This window comes from Thermomonas haemolytica (genome assembly GCF_004346265.1).
Taxonomy (GTDB): Bacteria; Pseudomonadota; Gammaproteobacteria; order Xanthomonadales; family Xanthomonadaceae; genus Thermomonas; species Thermomonas haemolytica.
Genome location: NZ_SMAP01000001.1, coordinates 456,346 through 475,230, shown reverse-complemented (window position 1 = coordinate 475,230; position 18,885 = coordinate 456,346). Strand labels below are relative to the sequence as shown.

General features: G+C 67.8%; 17 protein-coding genes. 3 read left to right on the top strand and 14 right to left on the bottom strand.

What is annotated here, in order from left to right; all coding sequences use genetic code 11:
- From EDC34_RS02225 to EDC34_RS02195, 7 genes are all read right to left on the bottom strand, one after another.
- Complete coding sequence (locus EDC34_RS02225; RefSeq protein ID WP_114959204.1) at positions 1–876, bottom strand: polyprenyl synthetase family protein; 876 nt, start codon at positions 874–876, stop codon at positions 1–3.
- On the bottom strand, positions 869–1,159 hold the full coding sequence (locus EDC34_RS02220) for an exodeoxyribonuclease VII small subunit (RefSeq protein ID WP_114959203.1): 291 nt from the start codon (positions 1,157–1,159) through the stop codon (positions 869–871). The genes EDC34_RS02225 and EDC34_RS02220 overlap by 8 nt, the downstream gene beginning before the upstream one ends.
- A gap of 21 nt (positions 1,160–1,180) precedes the next feature.
- Positions 1,181–2,482, bottom strand: coding sequence for a tRNA lysidine(34) synthetase TilS (gene tilS, locus EDC34_RS02215; protein ID WP_425477428.1), 1,302 nt, complete (start codon positions 2,480–2,482; stop codon positions 1,181–1,183).
- 41 nt (positions 2,483–2,523) lie between these two features.
- Positions 2,524–2,817, bottom strand: a complete 294-nt coding sequence (locus EDC34_RS02210) for a hypothetical protein (protein ID WP_114959282.1) — start codon at positions 2,815–2,817, stop codon at positions 2,524–2,526.
- 147 nt (positions 2,818–2,964) lie between these two features.
- Positions 2,965–3,930 carry an acetyl-CoA carboxylase carboxyltransferase subunit alpha gene (locus EDC34_RS02205; protein WP_114959201.1) on the bottom strand — a complete coding sequence of 322 codons (966 nt, stop codon included), beginning with the start codon at positions 3,928–3,930 and terminating at the stop codon, positions 2,965–2,967.
- A gap of 52 nt (positions 3,931–3,982) precedes the next feature.
- On the bottom strand, positions 3,983–7,555 hold the full coding sequence (dnaE, locus tag EDC34_RS02200) for a DNA polymerase III subunit alpha (RefSeq protein ID WP_114959200.1): 3,573 nt from the start codon (positions 7,553–7,555) through the stop codon (positions 3,983–3,985).
- Positions 7,556–7,719: 164 nt separating this feature from the next.
- Positions 7,720–8,406: a hypothetical protein gene (locus EDC34_RS02195; protein ID WP_132982833.1), complete on the bottom strand. Its 687-nt coding sequence runs from the start codon at positions 8,404–8,406 to the stop codon at positions 7,720–7,722.
- Between the two features lie 138 nt (positions 8,407–8,544).
- On the opposite strand from EDC34_RS02195, the gene EDC34_RS12265 reads away from it, so the two are divergent.
- The 3 genes from EDC34_RS12265 to EDC34_RS02180 all read left to right on the top strand — a co-directional run bounded on the left by EDC34_RS12265 (position 8,545) and on the right by EDC34_RS02180 (position 10,720).
- Positions 8,545–8,817, top strand: a complete 273-nt coding sequence (locus EDC34_RS12265) for a helix-turn-helix domain-containing protein (RefSeq protein ID WP_425477427.1) — start codon at positions 8,545–8,547, stop codon at positions 8,815–8,817.
- A gap of 182 nt (positions 8,818–8,999) precedes the next feature.
- The gene (locus EDC34_RS02185; RefSeq protein WP_114959199.1) at positions 9,000–9,998 is read left to right on the top strand and encodes a helix-turn-helix transcriptional regulator; all 999 of its coding nucleotides are present in this window, start codon (positions 9,000–9,002) and stop codon (positions 9,996–9,998) included.
- A gap of 8 nt (positions 9,999–10,006) precedes the next feature.
- Complete coding sequence (locus EDC34_RS02180; RefSeq protein WP_132982832.1) at positions 10,007–10,720, top strand: hypothetical protein; 714 nt, start codon at positions 10,007–10,009, stop codon at positions 10,718–10,720.
- 64 nt (positions 10,721–10,784) lie between these two features.
- Here the strand turns inward: EDC34_RS02180 and EDC34_RS02175 are convergent, their stop codons facing one another.
- The 7 genes from EDC34_RS02175 to rseP form a co-directional block, all read right to left on the bottom strand.
- A complete protein-coding gene (locus EDC34_RS02175) occupies positions 10,785–11,402 on the bottom strand; it encodes a ribonuclease HII (protein WP_114959197.1) in 618 nt (205 codons plus the stop codon).
- Positions 11,399–12,535, bottom strand: coding sequence for a lipid-A-disaccharide synthase (gene lpxB / locus EDC34_RS02170; RefSeq protein ID WP_114959196.1), 1,137 nt, complete (start codon positions 12,533–12,535; stop codon positions 11,399–11,401). The genes EDC34_RS02175 and lpxB overlap by 4 nt, the downstream gene beginning before the upstream one ends.
- 118 nt (positions 12,536–12,653) lie before the next feature.
- On the bottom strand, positions 12,654–13,448 hold the full coding sequence (lpxA, locus tag EDC34_RS02165) for an acyl-ACP--UDP-N-acetylglucosamine O-acyltransferase (protein ID WP_114959195.1): 795 nt from the start codon (positions 13,446–13,448) through the stop codon (positions 12,654–12,656).
- A 4-nt stretch (positions 13,449–13,452) separates the two neighbouring features.
- Positions 13,453–13,923, bottom strand: coding sequence for a 3-hydroxyacyl-ACP dehydratase FabZ (fabZ, locus tag EDC34_RS02160; protein ID WP_114959194.1), 471 nt, complete (start codon positions 13,921–13,923; stop codon positions 13,453–13,455).
- A complete protein-coding gene (gene lpxD / locus EDC34_RS02155) occupies positions 13,920–14,939 on the bottom strand; it encodes a UDP-3-O-(3-hydroxymyristoyl)glucosamine N-acyltransferase (protein WP_114959193.1) in 1,020 nt (339 codons plus the stop codon). The genes fabZ and lpxD overlap by 4 nt, the downstream gene beginning before the upstream one ends.
- 13 nt (positions 14,940–14,952) lie before the next feature.
- Positions 14,953–17,418, bottom strand: a complete 2,466-nt coding sequence (gene bamA / locus EDC34_RS02150; protein ID WP_114959192.1) for an outer membrane protein assembly factor BamA — start codon at positions 17,416–17,418, stop codon at positions 14,953–14,955.
- A gap of 106 nt (positions 17,419–17,524) precedes the next feature.
- A complete protein-coding gene (gene rseP / locus EDC34_RS02145; RefSeq protein WP_114959281.1) occupies positions 17,525–18,883 on the bottom strand; it encodes an RIP metalloprotease RseP in 1,359 nt (452 codons plus the stop codon).
- Between the last annotated feature and the right edge of the window lie 2 nt (positions 18,884–18,885).

Genomic DNA, 18,885 nt, shown 5'->3' with positions numbered 1-18,885 from the left:
TTAGTGCTGGCGCTGCACTACCTGCCGCGCCAGCAGGGAAAGCGCTTCGGTATCAATTGCCAGCGCGTCCAGCGCCGCCTGCATCTGCGCGGACAGCGCCTGCAGCCGGGCCTGGCTGGCCGCGCTGCCGAGCAGGGCCGGGAAGGTCGCCTTGTCCTGCGCGATGTCCTTGCCGGCGGTCTTGCCGAGGGTGGCCGAGTCGCCTTCGATATCGAGCAGATCGTCCTTGATCTGGAATGCCAGCCCCAGCGCTTCGGCATAGCTGTCCAGCGCCGCGGACTGCTCTGGCGTGGCGTGCCCGGCCAGCGCGCCCAGGCGCACCGCGCAGCGCAGCAGGGCGCCGGTCTTGAGCGCGTGCAGGCGTTCCAGCGCGGGCAGGTCGATGGCGCGCCCGGTGGCATCGATATCCAGTGCCTGTCCGCCGCACATGCCGGCCACGCCGGCGGCGCGCGCCAGCTCCGCCAGCATCGCGATGCGCACGTCCGACGCCTGCGGGGCAGTGGCGAGCTGCTCGAACGCCAGCGCCTGCAATGCGTCGCCGGCGAGGATCGCGGTGGCCTCGTCGAACGCCACGTGCACGGTGGGCTGGCCGCGGCGCAGGGCGTCGTTGTCCATCGCCGGCAGGTCGTCGTGCACCAGCGAATAGCAGTGCACCAGTTCCACCGCCACTGCCGCCGCATCCAACGCCGCATCGGAAGCGCCCAGCGCGCTGCCCGTGGCATACACCAGCAGCGGACGCATGCGCTTGCCGCCGTTCAGCACGCCATGGCGCATGGCCGCGTGCAGGCGCTGCGGGTCCCGCGCGGGATCGGGCAGGGCGGCCTCCAGCGCGGCCTCCACCCGCGCGCGCCAGCGCGCCAGGGCCGCTTCAGTCATCGTCGCTTTCGAAGGGGTTATCGTCGTTCTCGAAGGGATTGGCCTGCTCCGGGCGCGCCGGATCGCTGAGCTGGCGCACCCGCAGCTCGGCCTGCTCCAGCGCGGACTGGCAGCGTCGGTACAGGCCGACCCCGCGTTCGTAGGCGGCCAGCGACTCCTCCAGCGTCATATCGCCGGCTTCCATCTTCGCGACCAGCTGCTCCAGCGCCTGCATCGACTGCTCGAAGTCGGCGACTGCCGAGGCGTCTTGCGGCGCTGCCTGGGTATCGGGTGTCTTGGCCATGCCGGCAAGTTTACGCCAGGTTCAACCCGGCTCTACCCATCGCAGGCGCGCGCCACGGGATTGCAGCCAGTTGGCCAGTGGCGCCGCGAGGATGCCGTCGCCGGCGGCCAGCAGGGTGCCATCGGCGGCGGACAGCAGCGGCAGGCGCTCGCGTCGCCAAGGCGGGATGCCTGCTTCTTGCAGCACATGCTTGAGCGCATGCGAATGCGCGCGCCCAGGCAGGCGGATGCGCTCGCCGCCGCGCCGGGCATGCACGCGCAGCGGCGCCTCGAAGCCCGCGCGGCCGTGCAGTTCGAGCACATCGCCGGTTGGCAAGGCTAGCGGCGCGCAGCCGTCCCAGAGTGTTTCCCAGCCCAATGGCAGCGGGTCACGCAGTGGCCCGGCGTGCAGTTGGTTGCGCCAGCGTTGCAGGCGTGCGCCGTGCCAGTCGATGCGCGGGTTCGCGTCGCGCGGGGCGTCCAGCAGCTCGCGCTCGATCCGCGCCACCGCCTGCCCCGGCAGCGGCGGCAGGCCGAGCGCGGCGATCCAGTGGCGCAGCACGCGCGCGCGCCGCGCCGGCGCCAGTGCGCGCAGGGTCGCAGCATCCAGGGTGTCTGCGGACAGGCGCATGCCCGCCAGCAGCGCGGTATCGTCGGTGTCCAGCAGGTCGGTCGCCTGCGCCGCCAGGGCCGCGCTGCGTGCGAGATTCGCGGCGGCCTGCGGCCAGCGTCGCTGCAGTAGCGGCAGCACCTGCTGGCGCAGGAAATTGCGGTCGAAGCTGGGATCGGCATTGGCGGGGTCGTCCAGCCAGCGCAGGGCATGGCGCTGCGCATGAGCCGCAAGCGCCGTACGCGGAAGCTCCAGCAGCGGACGCCACAGCCAGCCGCGCGCATAGGGCCGCCAGGCACGCATCGCCGCCAGGCCGTCCACTCCGGAGCCGCGCAGCGCGCGCAGCAGGAAGGTTTCGGCCTGGTCGTCCTGATGGTGGGCAAGCACCAGGATCTCATCGTCCTGCAGCGCCTGCGCGAACGCCGCGTGCCGGGCCGCGCGCGCCGCGCCTTCGCGGCCGAGGCCGGAGCCCGGGTCCACCTCCACGCGCGCGACTTGCAGTGGCACCCCGAGCCCGGCGCAGACGACCTGGCAATGCGCGGCCCAGGCATCGGCCTCGGGATGCAGGCCGTGGTGGACGTGCAGGGCGCGCAAGCCGCGTGCGCGCAGCGCTGGTGTCGTGGCCAGGCAATGCAGCAGCACGCTCGAATCCATGCCGCCGCTGAACCCCACCAGCAGCGGGCCATCCCGGGGCGGGGCTGGCAGCGCCAGGGACATGGCGGTCGGGTGCTCCATCGAGGGCCCCGCGCCCGCGCCGGGGCGCGGGGCTGCGGGCGTTACTCGGTTTCGATCCGGATGCCGCCGACGACCCCGGCGGCGATGTTATAGACGAAGGCCTGGATCACGCCGCCGATGAAGCCGAAGATGCCGTACAGGATCGGCAGCAGGATGATGCCCAGGAACCCGCCCGCCATCGCGCCGCCGCCGGCATGGCCGAACGCATTGCCGAACAGCGCGCCCAGCAGGCTGCCGAACAGGAAAAACACCACGCCGGCCAGCAGGCCGAACGCGGCCGCGATGATGGCCGCGATCTTGCCGGCCGACAGCACGTCGATACGCTTGATGATCATGGATTCCTCCCCGATGCCGGCGGATTGCCGGCCCGGGGAATCTAGCAAAAGCAGCTGGCGCGGCGCATCCGCAGCGACGCGCAGCGGCAACAGGCATGCGGTTCGTGCAGGTCGGCCCTGCGGATCAGTGGGAACCAGGCCTGGAAATCAGGCGGCGTGGATCTCGTAGGCGCCGTAGCCGCGCAGGCGGCGGTAGCGGTTTTCCAGCAGGGTCTCCATCGGCACCGCGTCCAGCGCGTCCAGCTCGTTCAGCAGGACCGCCTTCAGGCGCCTGGCCATCTGCACCGGATTGCGGTGGGCGCCGCCGATCGGCTCGCGTACCACCTTGTCGATCAGGCCAAGCTCCTTCAGGCGCCTGGCGGTCATGCCCAGCTGCTCGGCGGCCTCCTTGGCCTTGGTCGCGTCGCGCCACAGGATCGAGGCGCAGCCTTCCGGGCTGATCACCGAGTAGGTGCTGTATTCCAGCATCAGGGTGCGGTCGCCGACGCCGATCGCCAGCGCGCCGCCGCTACCGCCTTCACCGATCACCGTGCATACGATCGGTACGCGCAGTTCGGCCATCTCCAGCAGATTGCGGGCGATCGCCTCGGACTGGCCGCGCTCCTCCGCGTCGATGCCCGGCCACGCGCCGGGGGTGTCGATGAAGGTGAAGATGGGCAGGCCGAAGCGCTCGGCCAGCTTGAACAGACGCAACGCCTTGCGGTAGCCCTCGGGCTTGGGCATGCCGAAGTTGCGCCGGACCTTGGACTTGGTATCGCGGCCCTTCTCGTGCCCGACGACCACCACCGCGCGGCCGTCGATGCGGGCCAGGCCGCCGACGATGGCGGGATCGTCCGCGAACGCGCGGTCGCCGGCCAGTTCCTGGAACTCCTCGCAGATCACCTTCAGGTAGTCCAGCGTGTACGGCCGCTGCGGGTGGCGCGCCAGCTGCGAGACCTGCCACGGGGTGAGGTCGCGGAAGATCGTCGCGGTGCGCTTGCGCAGCTTTTCCTGCAGGGCGCGCACTTCGGCGTCGATGTTGAGCGCCGGGCCGGTGCTGGCCTGCCGCAACTCCTGGATCTTGGCTTCCAGGTCGGCGATCGGCTGCTCGAAGTCGAGGTAGTTCGGGTTCATCCGACCAAGTTTAGCGCAGCCGGGGCGCCGTACCGAGGCGGACGGTGGGGGCTCAGGCGCTCGCCCAGGGCCGCGCCAGCTGCACGTTGACCGCGCTCACCCCGGGCAGGCTGCGCAGCAGGCCGGGCAGGTCCGGTTCCAGCCGCAGGCCGCGCCCGCCATTGAGCAGCAGGCGGCCGACGCCGGCCGCGGTGGTGGCCTCCAGCAGCACTGGAGTCGGCCCGGCATGCCGCGTCAGCACATCCTCCAGTCGCGGCAGTGCCTCCGCCACGCGCAGGTCCAAACGGATGGCGATGCGCTGCGCCTGTTGCTGGCAGATCTGCGCGAAGTCCCAGCAGCGGGTGGCGCGCAGCGAGAAGCCGCCGTTGAATTCGTCCTCGCGCAGGCCGCCTTCCACCACCAGGATGCGGTCGCGGGTGAGCAGCGGTGCGAACTGGGTCCACTGCTCGCCGAAGAAGCCGCATTCGATGCGTCCGCGCCCGTCCTCCAGCTGCACGAAGGCCTGGGAATCGCCGCGCTTGCGCATGCCGACGACCTGGCCGGCTACTACCGTCTGCACCATCGGCCGCCAGCTGCGCCCTTCCTGCGGGCGATTGCCGCGGGAGCCGGCGTCCCAGAGCGCCTCCAGCATCGACAGGTCGTGCCCGACCAGCTTCTGCACGTCCTCGCGGTACGGGTCCATCGGGTGGCCGCTGAGGTAGAAGCCCAGCGTGTCGCGTTCGCCCTGCAGCCGCTGCGCCAGCGGCCACTCGGTGGTTTCCGGCAACTCCACCCGGATTTCGCTGCCACCGCCACCGCCGCCGAACATGTCGAACATGCCGGCCTCGCGGTTCTTCGCCATCTGCTCGGTGGCCTTCAGTGCCTCCGGCAGCTGCAGCATCAGCGAGGCGCGGTTGACCGCCAGCGCATCCATCGCGCCGGCGTGGATCAGCGCCTCCAGCGTGCGCTTGTTCAGGCCGGCGGCGGACACGCGCTGGCAGAAGTCGAGCAGGTCGCGGAATACGCCGCCGTCCTCGCGCGCGGCCACGATCGCCTCGCACACGCCCTGGCCGACGCCCTTCACCGCGCCGAGGCCGTAGCGGATGGTGCGCGGATCGGTGGCGACGAACATGAAGCCGGAATGGTTCACGTCCGGCGGCAGCACGGTCAGGCCCAGGCCGCGCGCCTCGTCGAGGAAGCCCACCACCTTCTCGGTCTTGTCCATGTCCGAGGACAGGGTGGCCGCCATGAACTCGGCCGGATAATGCTTCTTCAGCCAGGCGGTCTGGTAGGCCACCAGCGAGTACGCGGCGGCATGCGACTTGTTGAAGCCGTAGCCGGCGAACTTCTCCATCAGGTCGAAGATCTCGTCGGCCTTGGCGGCATCGACCCCGTTCTTCGCCGCGCCCTCGCGGAACATCTCGCGGTGCTTGGCCATCTCGGCCGGGATCTTCTTGCCCATCGCGCGGCGCAGCAGGTCGGCGCCGCCCAGCGAGTAGCCGCCGACGATCTGCGCCATCTGCATGACCTGCTCCTGGTAGACCATGATGCCGTAGGTCTCCTGGAGCATGGCCTTGGTGCGCGGGTCGGGGTAGTCGAACTCCTCCAGGCCGTGCTTGCGCGCCACGAACGAGGGGATCATCTCCATCGGGCCGGGGCGGTAGAGCGCATTCAGCGCGATCAGGTCCTCGAAGCGGTCGGGTTTCGCGTCCTTCAGCGCGCGCCGCATGCCGGCGGATTCGAACTGGAACACCGAGCCGGTGTTGCCGTTGGCGAAGATGTCGCGATAGACGCTGGCGTCGTCCAGCGGGATCGCGGAAATGTCGATCGGCTCGGCGCCCTCGCGCGCGCGCCGCGCGTTGATCGCCTTCACCGCCCAGTCGATGATGGTCAGCGTGCGCAGGCCGAGGAAGTCGAACTTCACCAGGCCCACCGCCTCGACGTCGTCCTTGTCGAACTGCGTCACCGGGTTCTTGCCCAGCGTGCCGTGGTCGTGTTCGGCGAACAGCGGGCAGAAGTCGGACAGCGGCGACGGCGCGATCACCACGCCGCCCGCGTGCTTGCCGGCGTTGCGGGTGAGGTCCTCCAGCTGCAGGGCCAGATCGACGAGATCGCGCACGTCGTCCTCGGCCTGGTAGCGCTGGATCAGCTCCGGCGAGGCCATCTCGCCGTCCATCCCGCCCTTGCCGCGTCCCAGCGCGTCCTTGAGAGTGATGCCGAGGATGTTGGGGATCAGCTTTGCGATGCCGTCCACCATGCCGTAGCCGAAGCCCAGCGCCCGTCCGGCATCGCGCAGCACGGCCTTCGCGGCCATGGTGCCGTAGGTGATGATCTGGCTGACGCGGTCGCGGCCGTACTTGCGGGCGACGTACTCGATCACTTCGTCGCGGCGGTCCATGCAGAAGTCGATGTCGAAGTCCGGCATCGACACGCGTTCCGGGTTGAGGAAGCGTTCGAACAGCAGGTTGTACGGCAGCGGGTCGAGGTCGGTGATCTGCAGCGCCCAGGCCACCAGCGAGCCGGCGCCGGAACCGCGGCCGGGACCGATCGGGATGCCTTGCTGCTTACCCCACTGGATGAAGTCGGCCACGATCAGGAAGTAGCCGGGGAAGCCCATCTTGCAGATGGTGTCCAGCTCGAATTCCAGCCGCGCCTCGTAGTCCGCGCGGGTCTTGCCAGGCGCCAGCGGATTCTTCTGCAGGCGCGCTTCCAGGCCTTCGCGCGCCTGCTTGCGGATCCAGCTGTCCAGGGTCTCGTCGGACGGCACCGGATAGGCGGGCAGGAAGTAGGTGCCCAGCCGTAGTTCGAGATTGCAGCGCTGGGCCAGTGCCACCGTGTTGTCCAGCGCGTCGGGCACGTCCACGAACAGCGCGGCCATCTCCTCGGCCGATTTCAGGTACTGCTCGCGGCTGTACTCGCGCGGACGCCGCGGGTCGTCCAGGGTGCGGCCGCTGGCGATGCACACGCGCGCCTCGTGCGCCTCGAAGCCGGCGGCATCGAGGAAGCGCACGTCATTGCTGGCCACCACCGGCAGCCCGAGCTTGCCGGCGGCGTGCAGGGCGAAGCGGTTGAACACCTCCTCGCCGTCGCGGCCGGTGCGGGTCAGTTCCAGGTGCAGGTCCTCGCCGAACACCTGCCGCAGCGCCGCCAGCTGGGCCTCGGCGAGGTCGTGGCGGCCGCCCGTCGCCAGCCGCCCGGCCAGGCTCTGGCGGCCAGCGATGGCGAACAGCCCGGCGTGGTCGTCGCGCAGCCACTCCGGCTCGATCGCCACGCAGTCGCCGCGCTGGCCCTCCAGCCAGGCGCGGCTGAGCAGGCGCGACAGGCTCAGGTAGCCGCTGCGGTCGCGGCAGAGCAGGGTGAGCAGCGAGGGCGCATCGCCGCCGTCGGCCACCAGCACGTCGGCCCCGGCGATCGGCTTGATGCCCACGCTTTCGGCCGCCTTGTAGAACTTCACCAGCGCGAACAGGTTGTTGCGGTCGGTGACGGCCAATGCCGGCAGCCGCAGCTCCAGCGCCCGGCTCAGCAGGTTGGGCCGGTCGCCGGCCTTTTCCGGCCGCGCATAGTCGGGCTTCTCGGGCACGCGGATGGTGGAATCCGCGAGCGAGAACTCGGTATGCAGGTGCAGGTGGACGAAGCGTGCGGGCATCGCGGCATCGCGTATGGAAGCGGCAGGGTAGGCCGCGGGGGCGGAGCGGGCAAGGCTTGACAGGCGAGCCATGCCGAGGGCGTCCGGAATCGGGCCAGTGGCTTCGGCCTGTCCGGTTGCCAGTCGCGTGTTGCGCGTCACTCCCTCCGCGTTGAAAGGTTGCGTCATCGGATCGTCATCGCGATAAGTTCATATTGGAGCGATTGGCTCGGCATTGTCGATAACAGAAAAATGGCCTTGCCTTCGAGCGTTGTGCGCGATTCAACCCAATTTTTTGTGCGTTCCATGGCAGTTATTGGGTTTTGATCTGGCGGATATCGAACTTGTAGAAGCAAGGAGTGGGCTGGGCGTTGGCTGTTCAGCTTGCGCTTGAGCTCATCCATGGCCGGAATAAGCTCGGGGCCTTTGGCTTCGAGTATGCAAAGTTCACTTCCCACCGACAGGGCAGCCAAGTGATCCATCGTGTCAATGCAGGGCCAGGTCTTTGCCGCAATTGGGTCTACCAGTAGCATCCGAAGTGCGCGTAGCTCGTTGTAGACGTGGCGAGTACGTCGCAACCAAAATGTGTGCGATGGGAGATGGGGCGCATCCGAACCATTCAAGGCAAATTTCAAAAGCAGGATGGTGGTGGCATACTCTTCTTGGTTTCCGTCAGCGCGGAGCGTTGCGCAAACATCCTTGAAATCGCTCTTTGCTACATCAAGGATTCTGTAGACATGCGGCACGGTCTCGCCGGGTGAAGCCGCTGGCAATTCATAGATGGCGACTCGTGGTGGCAGTGGTGTGGCGTAAATGAGTGGCATCGTGACTCGATGGCAAGCAAGCAGGTGGTCTTCGGGCTTGGGGGTCATGGTTTTGGCTTGGCTTAAATGAATTCGCTCAACATTGCACTGAAATGATTGCGTCCTGTGCTCGTCTGCATTTGCCGCCTTGGGTCAAAGTGCTAGTCTCAAATTCCAAGTGCAACGCCTAACACGTAGGGTTCAGGCATGGCACGAACATACACACACCTGTCAGCCGAGGAGCGCGGCCTGATCATGGCTGAGACGCTCCGAGGGAGCGCCGGGGTGGCGATCGCCCGGATGCTGGGTCGTTCCCCCTCGACGGTGGCGCGCGAGCTTCGGCGCAACGCGCATGGCGAGCGCTACGATGCGACGCTCGCCGGCTCGGCTTACCGCGAGCGCCGCAAGGCCTGCGGACGGGCCTGCAAGCTGGTCGATGCCATCGTGTCCGCCACAAAGGTGAAGCTAAATCCGGAGTAGCCATAGTGTTTGGATGTCATGCCTGCGAGCCAAAAGTAAAAGCGTTCTGATTGATGCGGAAGGCTGTATTTTATTGGTGCGCATCCGTCACTCCTGTCAGAATCACCGCTCCAATGATCTACATCCATCCGACACTCCTTGTCGGACGCAGATGTATCCTGGGGAAGTTATGAGGAGGGCTCATGTCAAAAGCGGCTGGTCTGACTGCTGCTAGATACATCGCATTGCTACAGGCCATCCCGCGCAGTCCGCTCAAGATGACGACTGCCGAGCTGGAGTCGAGGCTGCTCGTGGAGGGCTTTGAAGTGTCTCGGCGCACGATCGAGCGTGACCTGCATGCACTTTCCGCGCGGTTTCCGTTGTTGTTGGATGACCGGTCCAGGCCATATGGCTGGTCGTGGTCGAGGGGCTCGGGCCTCATGGCCCTGCCGCGATTGTTGCCATCGCAGTCCGTGGTATTGCTATTGGCCCGTGCGCACCTGCGCGCACTGCTGCCGGAGGCATTGGGGAAGGAGATCGCCCCGATATTTGATGCGGCGGAGCAGGCGTTGGCGCATTCGGGCTGGAAGGACTGGCCCGCTAGGACGGTCGTGATTCCGCAGGGGCTTGCGCTGATGCCGCCCAAGATTCCGGTTGGCACCCTGGTGGCCGTGCAATCGGCACTGTCCCATCGGCGCTGCTTCAGTGCACGATACCGGACGAAAGGCAGCAAGGAGGCAAAGGAGTTCCTGATACACCCTCTTGGTTTGATGGTGCGGGGGGTGATTCTGTATCTCGTTTGCACAACGTTTGATTACGACGATGTTCTGCAGCTGGCACTGCATCGCCTGTCGTCAGTGAAAGAATTGGGCCTTCCTGCGAAGCAGCCGCAGGGATTCGACTTCCAGGCCTATGCAAAAGCCGCAGGGTCCAAATACCGGGGTAGAGGTCGAATCATGCTGGTCGCACGTTTTGATCCTGATGCGGCGGAACACTTGCGGGAAACGCCTTTGGCCGCAGATCAGGCGATCCTCGATCTGAAGGATGGGCGGGTTGAGGTGAGGGCAACGGTAGAGGATGACGAAACGTTGCGTTGGTGGCTTTTAGGCTTCGGTTCCATGGTGGAGGTCATCCATCCGAAGCGGCTTCGCGAAACCTTCAGGGACGAAGTAATAGCGATGGTCGGAGTCTATTCAGTATGAGGGTATTGATGAGGGGTCTGGTCCAAGGGGGCTTCGAGCTGCCGGCCGTGGTGGAGGAAAATTTGGCTTGTGGTAAATGGCGATATTGGTCGCCTGTGGATTCTCCATTTGTCGCTAGAAAATCGAAGAGCGGCAGGATCGAGTATGCGCACTGGCTCAAGGCAGGCGGGGATCCGCTCGATCGAAAGGGTGTTTACATTTGGCTGGCCAAAAGGCCCGGAGGCTCGGGATGGCGGTTCGTGCATGTGGGCATCAGTACCAAAGGCGCAAGCTCTTTGGCGAAAAGAACCATGACCCACATCAGGAATCAGTTCACTGTGGATAGAGTCCACGAATTGAAGGCTGCACCAAATGATCAGGGACTAGGCAGCCTCGGCGAGCCTATCAATGATGAGGGACGGTTCGATGCTGCTGAACGATTCCTCAAGTCATTGCGTGTGCTTTACCTGGTTCCTGAAGGGTCGGGGCCTGTGGATCCGGTACGCATCAGGAAAATGGAGGGCATCATCGCGCGCGCCGCGTCCTACCTTTTTAATCGCAGGGGGCTCATCCGGGGTGTCGTTGACAGTGAGTGCGAAATAACGAACACGCTGAGCAAAGTGGCCCGCTACGATTTCCAGGATCGGGATGCGCACTTTGTCGAGGTGGCGAAAGCGCTCAATTGCATCGAGCCCATGCTTCCCGTGTCGAAAATGTGTTGGGACATGCCGCCGGGCGGTTAAGCGGCATGTATCCAGCTCAAGATGGTTGATTTTGGCTAACGCTGGTTTGCCGTCCGCACCCGGCTCAGGTGGCTGGCGGAAATCCGGGCAGCGCGGCCTGCACCGGCGTTGCCGCCAGGGCGGCGCGGACCGGGGCAAAGCTGCGGCGGTGCGCCGGGCAGGGCCCGAAGCGGCGCAGGGCGTCGAGGTGCAGTGGGCTGGGGTAGCCCTTGTGGCGGTCGAAGCCGTATTGCGGGTACTGCGCGTGCAAGTCCCGCATGCGTGCGTCGCGCGCGACCTTGGCCAGGATCGAGGCAGCCATGATGCTGCGGTCGCGGGCGTCGCCGCCGACCCAGGCCTCGGCCGGGCAGGGCAGGTCCTTGGGCAGGCGGTTGCCGTCGATGCGCGCGCAGTCGGCCACGTGCATAACGCCGAGCAGCGCCTCGCGCATGCCGTGCATGGTGGCCTGGAAGATGTTGCGGCGGTCGATCTCCTCGGCCTCGACGAACACGATCTTCCACGCCAGCGCACGCTCCAAGATGCGCGGGTAGAGCAGCTCGCGCTGTTTCTCGGTCAGCGCCTTGGAATCGTCCAGCCCGTTCACCGGCACCCGACCCGGCGAGAACACCACCGCGGCCACCACCACCGGCCCGGCCAGTGGCCCGCGCCCGGCCTCGTCGATGCCGGCCACGCGCAGGCTCATCGCGGCAGCAGCTCCGCCACCGCGTCGGCGGCCCGGCGGGACGCATCGCGGCGCAAGGTTTCGTGCAGGGCGAGGAAGCGCGGCTGCAGCGCGGCCACCGCGCCGGGATCGCGGAACCAGTGCAGCAGGGCGGCGTGCAGCCTGCCGGGCGTGCAGTCGTCCTGCAGCAGTTCGGGGATCAGCGCTTCGCCGGCCAGCACGTTCGGCAGGCTGACGAACCGCGACTTCAGCAGGCCCAGCCATTTGACGATGCGGTAGGTCAGCGGCGCGATGCGGTGGCCCACCACCATCGGGCGCTTGCACAGCATGGCTTCCAGCGCGGCGGTGCCAGAGGCGAGCAGCACCACGTCGCTGGCGATCATGCTGCGCTGGGCCTGGCCGTCGATGACGCGGAACAGCGGCGCATCGCGAAGCAGCGCATCGATCGCGGCGCGGCAGTGCGCGTTCGCGGCCGGTACCAGCACCCGCAGGCCGGGCACGTCGTGCGCCAGCAGGCGCGCCGCCGCGGCGAAGTCGGGCAGCATGCGGCGGATCTCGCCCAGCCGGCTGCCGGGCAGCAGCGCGAGGATCGGCGCGTCGGCCGGTTCGCCCAGCGCGGCGCGCGCGCCGGCGCGGTCTGGCTGCAGCGGGATGGCATCGGCCAGCGGGTGGCCGATGAAGGCGGCATCGATGCCGTGCCGGGCGTAGATCGGCGGCTCCATCGGGAACAGGCAGAGCACGCGGTCTGCGCTCGCGCCGATCTTCGCCGCGCGGTGTTCGCGCCAGGCCCAGACCGACGGGCTGACATCGTGCACGGTGCGCACGCCGCGCCGCTTCAGCCAGCGCTCCACGCCGAGGTTGAAGTCGGGCGCATCGATGCCGATGAACACATCCGGTTGCCAGGCGAGCACGCGCTGGCGGAACGTCTGGCGCAGCCGGAGCAGGCGCGGCAGATGCGCCAGCACCTCGGCCAGCCCCATCACCGCCAGTTCGCTGGCATCCCACCAGGTGTCCACGCCGGCCGCGCGCATGGCCTCACCGCCGATGCCGGCGAACTGCGCATCGGGGAAGCGTTCGCGCAGCGCCGCCACCAGGTCGGCGCCGAGCTGGTCGCCGGAGGTCTCGCCGGCGCAGAGGGCGATGCGAACCGTCATGCTGCTTCCCGCGCGTCAATCGGGTCGCGGCTGAGGCGGGGGCGTGCTCCAACAAAGCGAATAACGTGGAGCGACTTGGAGTGCGCCCCCGCCTCAGCCGCGACGAAGCCGATCGGATTCACCGCAGCAACGGCCGCTCGCCGGCGTCGATGAACTCGAGGAACGCGCGCACGTCGTCGCTGGCGGCGGCGATTTCGGCGATCTCGGCCTTGGCCTCGTCCAGCTTCGCCTCGCCCATGTACAGCGCGCGGTAGGCGCGCTTGATCGCGGCGATGCGGGCGGCGTCGAAGCCGCGGCGCTTGAGGCCTTCGGCGTTGATGCCGCGCGGGCGTGCGTATTTTTCCTGCGCCACCATCAGGTAGGGCGGCACGTCGCCGTTGACGAAGGCCCCCATGCCGATGAAGGCGTGGTCGCCGATCCGGCAGAACTGGTGCACCCCGGCGAAGCCGCTGAGGATGACGTGGTTGCCCACCGTCACGTGCCCGGCCAGGGTGGCGTTGTTGGAGAACACGCAGTCGTCGCCCACCTGGCAATCGTGGGCGACGTGGCAGTAGGCGAGGATCCAGTTGCGGCTGCCGACCCGGGTGACGCCACCGCCATCGCCGGTGCCGCGGTTGATGGTGACGAATTCGCGGATCACGTTGCCGTCGCCGATTTCCAGTGCAACGCGCTCGCCCCGGTATTTCTTGTCCTGCGGCGCGCCGCCGATCGCGGCATGGCCGTGGATCACGTTGTCGCGCCCGATCCGGGTCGGGCCCTCGATCAGGCAGTGCGGGCCGATCCGGGTGCCGTCGCCGATCTCCACCTCGGCGCCGATCACCGCGTACGCGCCGACCTGCACGCCCGTGCCAAGGCGCGCGCCGGGATCGATCACGGCGGTCGGGTGGATCAGGGCTGCGGGGTCGCCGGCCATCGGGTCAGCCCTGGCTGGCGGCCGCGCACAGAATCTCGGCGCAGGCCACCTTCTCGCCGTCCACCCGGGCCACGCCGGCGTACTGGGCCATGTTGCGGATGCGCCGCTTCAGCTCGACCTCCAGTTCGAGGCGATCGCCCGGAACCACCATCTTGCTGAACTTGGCGTTGTCCACCTTGACCAGGTAGAAGATCTGGCCCTCGCCCGCGCCGGGATCGCGCGAGAGCTGGGTCAGCAGGCCGCCGGCCTGGGCCAGCGCCTCCACGATCAGCACGCCGGGCATCACCTGATGTCCGGGGAAGTGGCCGCTGAAGAAGGGTTCGTTGTAGCTGACGTTCTTGTACGCCAGCACGCGCTTGTCCTTCTCGAATTCGACCACCCGGTCCACCAGCAGGAACGGATAGCGGTGCGGCAGCAGGCGTTCGATCTCGGCGCTGGTGACCGGCAGTTGCACGTCGGTGTTCGGGTCGTTCATTCGTCGTCCTTGCCGCCGCCGGGGGCGCGCCGGGCGATGCGGTCGAGTTGCTTGAAGCGTGCGGCGCTCTTGCGCCAGCTGCGATTGTCCATCAACGGGGTGCCGGAAGAATACTCGCCCGGAGTCCGGATCGAATGGGTCACCAGCGACATCGCGGTCACCACCACGCGGTCGCAGACCTCGAGGTGGCCGAGGATGCCGGCGCCGCCGCCGATCAGGCAGTAGCGGCCGATGCGCGCGCTGCCGGCGACGGCGGAACATCCGGCCATCGCGGTGTGCGCGCCGATGCGGACGTTGTGGCCGATCTGGATCTGGTTGTCCAGGCGCACGTCCTCCTCGAGCACGGTGTCGCCCAGTGCGCCGCGGTCGATCGTGGTGTTGGCGCCGATTTCGCAGTCGTCGCCGACCACCACGCCGCCCAGTTGCGGGACGTTGATCCAGTGCCCCGCGTCCATCGCCAGGCCGAAGCCGGCGCCGCCGAGCACCGCGCCGGGCAGGATGCGCACGCGCTTGCCCAGGCGCACGCGGGTGAGCAGGGTCACCCGTGCCTGCAGCTCGCAGTCCTCGCCGACCTCGCAGTCCTCCCCGATCACGCAGCCGGGCCCGACCACCGCGCCCGCCGCGATCCGGCTGCGCGCGCCGATGCTGGCGTGCGGGCCGACATGGGCCGCGGGATCGACGTGGGCAGTGGGATCGACCACGGCGCTGGGATGGATGCCCGCCGCGCGCGCGGGCCGGCCTTCGAACAGGGCGGCGATGCGCGCGAACGCCACGTAGGGGTCGCGCGCCACCAGCGCGCTCCCGGCGAAGGCCTCGGCATCCTCCGCGCGCAGCACCACCACGCCGGCGCGGGTCTGGGACAACTGGCCGCGATAGCGCGGGTTGGCGAGAAAGCCCAGTTGCGTCGGCCCTGCCTCGGCCAGGGTGGCCACGCCGTGCACCTCGCGATCCTCGCCGCGCAAGGCCAGCCCGAAGCGTTGGGCCAGCCCGGACGCAGTGAAAACCGGTGCGTTCATGCCGCGGTTGCCGTCAGAGCTGGCCGCCGAAGTTGAACTGCAGCCGCTCGATCTGGTCGCCGTCCTTCTTGCGCACCGGCAGTGCGTAGCTGATCGACAGCGGGCCCATCGGCGAGCGCCACAGCAGGGCCACGCCGACCGAGGCGCGCAGCTCGCTGGTGCTGAAGTTCTTGTAGCCGTCGTATACGTTGCCGAAGTCGAGGAAGGCCGAGACGCGTGCGGACGGGCTGTCGAACAGCTTCGGGAAGATGGTTTCCACCGAGCCGGCCAGCAGGAACGAACCGCCCAGCGGCTGCTTGTAGCCGAAAGCAGAGGTGTAGGACGGCCCCAGGGTGTTGTCCATGAAGCCGCGCACCCGGCCGCTGGAGGAGATGCCGCCGGCGTAGAAGTTCTCGAAGAACGGCAGGCCGCTGGCCGTCACGGTCTTCACGTAGTCGCCCGAGGTCGGCAGGCACGGATCGCTCGGCGCGGGCCCGGGCACGTAGGTGTCGCCGACGCCATCGTTGTTGGTGTCCACCAGGGTCGGCGGGGTGAAGCAGATGTTGCGGACGTAGTCCTTGCCGTAGGAATTGCCGTAGCCCAGGTTCAGCCCGGTCTTCACCACCAGCGACTGGCTCAGCGGCCAGTACTTGGCGATGTCGTAGCTGAGCTTGTAGTACTCGACCGTGGAGCCGGGCAGGGTGACTTCCAGCAGCAGGTTCTGGGTGGTCCCCACCACCGGGGTGAAATAGTTGTTGCGGGTATCGCGGCCCCAGCCGACCTGGGCGCGCCAGGAGTGGAACGTGCGCTTGCCGATCGCATCCACGTAATCCACCAATGGCTGCGGGGTGGTGCCCTGGTAGGCCAGGATCTGGTTCTTGTCGATGCCCAGCATCAGCGAGATCGAATCGCTCTCGCTCAGCGGCACGCCCAGGAACACCTGGAAGGCACCGCTGTTGCTGGAATACTGGGCGACGTTGAAGTTCGAATAATCGAACTCGCGCCAGTACATGTTGTAGCCGAGCGAGACCCCGTCATCGGTGAAATAGGGGTTCATGAAGGAGAAGTCGTAGCGCTTCTGGTAGACGCTGCGGGTCACCGCCAGCGAGGTGCGGTTGCCGGTGCCGAGGAAGTTGTTCTCCGACAGCGACAGCGACAGGTTCACGCCCGACAGCTGCGAATAACCAATGCCCGCGGTGATGCTGCCGGAGGTGGTTTCCTTCACCGTGTACACCACGTCCACCTGGTCGTCGCTGCCCGCGACCGGCTGGGTGTCCACATCGACCGACTCGAAGTAGCCCAGGCGGTCCAGGCGCACCTTGCTGCGGTCGATCGCCGCCTGCGAGTACCAGCTGTCCTCGAACTGGCGCATCTCGCGGCGCAGCACCACGTCGGCGGTGCGGGTATTGCCCTTGAACACGATGCGGCGGACCATCACCCGCGGCCCCGGCTGCACCTGGAAGTCGATCGCCACCGTGCGCTTGTCGCGGTCGATGGTCGGCACCGGGTTCACCCGCGCGAAGGCATAGCCGATGTTGGCCAGGCGCAGGGTGATCGCATTCGACACGAACTCCAGCGCCGCGCGCGAGAACGTATTGCCCGGCTTGATCATGCCGGCGATCTTCTCGATGTCTTCCTTCGGCAGCACGGTGTCGCCGGAGACCGTGATATCGGCGAAGTTGTACACCTCGCCCTCGGTCAGGCCGGCGGTGATGAACATGTCCTTGCGGTCGGCGCTGATCGCCACCTGGGTGGAATCCAGGCTGAAGTCCACATAGCCGCGGTCGAGGTACCAGGAATTGAGCTTTTCGATGTCGCCCGAGAGCTTCTCGCGCGAGTACTGGTCGTCGCGCTTGTACCAGCTCAGCCAGTTGCTGGTGTGCGACTCCCAGTTCTTGGTGATGTCCTCGTCGCTGAAGCTGTCGTTGCCGATCAGGTTGATATGGCGGATCTTGGCCGCCTTGCCTTCCTTGATCGTGATGGTCAGGTTCACCCGGTTGCGGTCCAGGCGCTCCATGCTCGGGCTGATCTGCACGCCGTACTTGCCGCGGTTGTTGTACTGGCGGGTCAGTTCCTGGGTGACCCGGTCCAGGTCCAGCGGGTTGAAGGTCTCGCCTTCGGCCAGCCCGATCTCCTTCAGGCCCTTGGTCAGGTCCTCGGTCTTGAGGTCCTTGTTGCCCGACAAGGTGAGCTTGTTGATCGCCGGGCGCTCGACCACGGTGATCACGAGGATGCCGCCTTCGTGGTCCAGCCGCACGTCCTGGAAGAAGCCGGTTTTGTACAGCGCGCGCAGCGCCTCCGCGGCCTTGCCCTGGTCGAGGGTATCGCCGCGCTCCACCGGCAGGTAGGTGAACACCGTGCCCGGGTTGATGCGCTGCAGGCCGTCGATGCGGATGTCGGTGACCTTGAAAGGCGTGATCGCCGTCTGCGCCCAGGCCGGCAGCGCGAGCGCCGAGGCCAGTGCGAGGGTCAGCAGGCGGCGGGACAAGGGTCGGGTCATGCGGGACATCCTGTAGTGCGGAGCGGCCCGCCGGGGATGCCTGCGCGGGCGCCCGACGGGATGGGGGCCGCGGCATGCAGCGCCGGCCGGCGTAAGGGGTATTGCATCACGACACCAGGTGCAGGATGTCGTTGTAGAAGGCCAGTCCCATCAAGCCTGCGACCAGCGCAAGCCCGATGTACTGGCCCACGGCCATGGCCCGTTCGCCCAGCGGGCGGCGGGTGACCAGCTCGATAAGGTAATACAGCAGGTGACCCCCGTCCAAGACGGGGATCGGCAGCAGGTTGATCAACGCCAGGCTGACCGACAGCAGGGCCAGGAAGTTCAGGAACCAGGCCGGGCCGCGCGCGGCGAAGTCGTTGGCGGCGCGGGCGATGGTGATCGGCCCGGACACCGTGTTCTCGACCGCCACCTGGCCGCTGACCGCGCGCCCCAGCATGTCCACCAGCTGCCGCACCTGGAACCCGGTTTCGCGCACGGCCGCCGGGATCGCCGGCAAGGCCGACAGGCGCAGCACCGCATCGCGCGGCGGGGTGCCGGCCGGGGCATTGGTGATGCCCAGGATCCACTGCGGCTGGCCGTCGCGGCCGGTGATCCGTTGTGGCGTCAATTCCAGCGCCAGCCGCTCGCCGTCGCGCTCGACTTCGACCATGCCGGGGCCGCCGCGCTGGCCGAGCTTGCGTACCAGCGGGGCGATGTCCTCGAAGGTGGCCACCGGGTGGCCGTCGATGGCGGTGATGCGATCGCCCTCGGCGAGCATGCCCCAGGCCGGGCTGCCCTCGCGCACGCTGCCGACCACCGCCGGCACCAATAGATGGCGCGGTACCAGCCCGATCGCGCCCAGCGCGTGCAGCTCGTCCACCTGCGGCGGGATCCGCTGCAGCGGCAGGGTGCGGCGCACCTCCTGGCCGTCCGCACGGCGGATCTCCAGCGGCACCGGCTGGCGATCCAGTGCGGCCACCACCAGCGCCATCTGCAGTTCGCTCCAGGTCGGGGTGGCGCGGTCGCCCACCCGCAGTACGCGGTCGCCCGGCTGCAGGCCGGCCTCGGCGGCGATAGCCTGCGCCTGGCCCACCACCGGGGCATAGTCGGGACGGCCGATGACCAGCATCCCCCACAGCAGCAGGAACGCCAGCAGCAGGTTCGCCAATGGGCCGGCGGCGACGATCGCCATCCGCTGCAGCACCGGCTTGCGGTTGAAGGCCAGGTGCGCCTCGGTGGCGGGGACATCGCCCTCGCGCTCGTCCAGCATGCGCACGTAGCCGCCCAGCGGCAGCGCGGCAATCACATATTCGGTGCCGTCCTTGCCGTGCCAGCGCCACAGCGGCTTGCCGAAGCCAATCGAGAAGCGCAGCACCTTGACCCCGAAGCGGCGCGCGACCCAGAAGTGGCCGAATTCATGGAAGGTGACCAGCACCCCCAGCGCCACCAGCAGCCACCAGATCGAGCCGAGCACCGAGCCCATGC